Raw genomic sequence first — 3472 nt, forward strand, 5'->3', positions numbered from 1 at the left:
TTCTGGTTTAGAATCATCTTTAAGAGCTTTTTCTGTTAAGTAGTACACAGTTCCGTCTTTTTCGATTTTCTCTGGTTTGTTGTCAGTTGTGTCGTATTTAGCGTTTAGAGAAGCACCTTTAGTATCTTCTTTATCTTCAGCGATTACATTACCTTCTGTGTCAACATAGTGAACCACTACGTCTCCAGTTACTTCTGTATAAACATATGTTACTTCAAGTGTTTTTCCTGCTACTACTTGCCCTTCCACAGTTCCAACGTTTTCTCCGTTTGTTACGACTGCTTCTGCAGAGTAAGTTGTATTAGTTGTAGTAGTACCTGCTTTTGTAACTAGTTTATATTTCTTATTGTTAAATTCAATTGTTGCTGGTTTTTCATCAGTTTCAGCTGCGTTATAGGCTGTTCCTGGTTTAGCATTTGTAGAATCTTGTACAGTTGTTTTAATTTCAGTACCGTCAGTATTAATGTATTTGATGACTACTGAACCTGCTTTTTCGTAGACATAAGTAACTTCTTTAGTTTTACCTTCTTCTACAGTACCAGTAACTGGTGCTGAATCAGCTTTTACTCCATTATCAGAAGATACTAGGTAATATACTTCTCCAGTTGCTGTTGTAATCTTATTAGGTTTGTTAGCTGGAGTACTTGCATCATAATTTGTACCATTTGATACATCTGTTGCATTTGCAACTGCTAAACCTTTTTCTTCTACTGTAGTTGGAGTTGTTGCATTATCAAATGTTAATTCACCTGTTAATTTCGTACCATCTGATAATTCATATTTAGTCACTACACTTCCTAGTAACTCATATTGATAAGTAACTGTAATTTCGTTTTCTTCTACTTTACCAGTTGCTGGTTTAGAACCTGCTTGTAAACCATCTCTATCAGCAATTAGTCGGTAAACTTTACCATCTGCTGTTGTAATCTTAGATGCTTTTTTACTAGTAACATCATAGTCAGAATTTACACTTGCATCTGTTACAGGTTTTAATCCATCAACTGTTACTTCTTCAGTTGAATTATTAGGCATTGTTGCTGTTCCAGCGATTGGTTGTCCAGCTTTATCAACATACTTCACATTTACTGCTGATTTTTTCTCTTTGTAGACGAATGTTACTACTTTATCAGCTTCTGTTACTGTTCCTGTTTCAGGCTCTGATGTATTGTATAATCCATTATTTTCTTTTACAAGTTCATATACTTTTCCATCTGCTGTTGTAATCTTAGTCGCTTTTTTCTCAGCTACTTTATTATCATACCTTGTGCCTAACCCTGCTTCAGTGACTGCTTTTACTCCGTCTGCTGTTACTGCTTCTGTTGTATTTCCAGGCATTGAAGCTGTTCCTGCTAGTGGAGTTCCTTTTTCATCTACGTATTTAACTAGAACATTCCCTTTAACTTCTTTATAAACATAAGTGACTTCAAGAGTTTGGCCTGCGACAACCTTACCTGTCTCATTTCCTCTAGTACTTTGAGGAACCAGTTGATAAACTTTACCATCTGCTGTAGTAATGCTTGTTGGTTTATGATCTTGTGTATCGTAGTCTGAACCTGCTTTGGCATTATCAGTATCCGTAACCGTTTGAGTCACTGGTTGTTGATTTTCATTGGTTCCTTGGAGAGGATGGCCTTCTGTATCAACATAGTGAACAAGGACTGATCCAGCTTTTTCATAGACATAAGTTACATCTGTAGTTCCTTCTACAACAGGTCCTTCTTCTATTGCTGAATTTGTAGCTACACCATTTACTGTAGTTTTTGTTTTAGTCTCGTCTAAATAGTAAACAGAACCATTTGCTTCTAATCTTTGAGGTTTTTCTGCATCGCTTTCTTTTGTATTATATTGAACGTTCTCTGCAGTTTTGTTTGTACTAACAACTACTTCTTGATTATTCGCATCAAGATAATAAGTTTTTGTTTCAACTTCTACTACAGCATCAACAGTATCATTATATGACGATTTAAGAGTTGTTCCATCTTCTGTTTGATAATGTACGGTAACCGAGCCTTTCTTTTCAACTCTACGAGTTACTTCAGGACTATAAGTGTAGGTGATAGTAGTACGACCACTACCTAAACGATAAGCACGAAGCGGTGTATAGGCTGTACGATAGTTATACTTCTCACTAACAGGGCCTTTAACGATTAGATTGAAGTAGAGTTCATACCCATCTCCTTCGTCATATCCAGATTCATTACTTACATTGATGTCTTTATCGGGATCAAATATTGTAGCAGTAGTTGGTCTCTTTTCGGAATCCAGGGTATCTTCCTTGTCTGAGTCTTCGACTCCAGGTTGATTGAGATATGAAAACGCAAGGTATCTTTTCATATTCCCTTCTGTATTTTGCAAACCTTTTTCTTTGATGTAAGCTAAATAGCCTTTTAAAAAAGTTCTAGTTCCTTCATGACTAAGGCCATCGGGATTGTCTTTGTGAGCATTGATTGCCTCATACAATTCATGAAGACTAGATATATTATTTGCTGTAGGAAACTGCACGACATAGGTAAAACTCGTTATGTCATGTCCAGCTGTTACAAAGGTATTTTTTTCTAATACGACAACATAATCACCTTCCTTGATGCCACCATCTGCAGCGATATTCGTAGAAGTATAATCTTTTGCTGTGGCTTCTCCCGCCTTGAATGTATCTTCTAGCCATTTATCAGATGTAGTGGCTGGTGTATCGGCTAATACATATTTGCCGTAAGTCCCCTTGCCAGTTTCTTCGACAATCCAGGTACGACCTCCTGGTTTAACCCCACTGTGGTTAATTTTCCCATCATTTTGAACAAGACCTTCAGAAGTTAGTTGTGCAGTCACATTTCCAAGAGTAGAGTCAGAGTATACCCCTCCTCCATCACCGGTAATTTCTACAGCTGGATCCCCGATTTTATGATAGGTAGTATTATTTTTTTCAATAGTATCTTTTCCTACGGCACCGTGCTCTTTTGCCTTGGTTAAATCAGTATCGGTAATTTCGTTACCTTTTAATGATTTGAAGACTTTCCCATATTGTCCGTATACTTCATAATCTACCGAAATTTCTTTTTCAAAGCCTGCATCTTGATTTTGATTTTCTTCTAAAACAGTTCCATCAGTTGATACATATTTGTAGTCTAGCTTACCTGTTTTAGTAATTTTATCTGTACCTGTTTCATTCGGTTTTGGATTAGGATCAAAATCTTTTGAATCATACTCATAATCACTACTCTCAATTTTCACATGTGCTGTATCTACTTTGATAGAACCCTTGCTATTTGATATAGTAGTAGTTCCATCTTTGTTATCGATAATAGCAGCTTCTACAGACTGAGTGTTGACAGACAAAGCGATAGCAGCACCCATAATGAGTCCGAGAGTACCTATTTTTACTGAGTCTGAACGACCATTTTTTAATTTACGAATAGAAAAAATTTCTTTTTTATTTGACAAAATTTTAAACTCCTATATATATATATATATATAT

The 3472-nt window shown here is 36.1% G+C and carries 1 protein-coding gene; it reads right to left on the bottom strand.

The window, feature by feature from the left end:
• On the bottom strand, positions 1–3438 hold a 3438-nt coding region (locus tag ADG81_RS03875; RefSeq protein ID WP_049550949.1), incomplete at its 3' end, for a MucBP domain-containing protein.
• Positions 3439–3472 lie beyond the last annotated feature (34 nt).

The organism is Streptococcus pseudopneumoniae (assembly GCF_001070815.1).
Lineage (GTDB): Bacteria > Bacillota > Bacilli > Lactobacillales > Streptococcaceae > Streptococcus > Streptococcus pseudopneumoniae_P.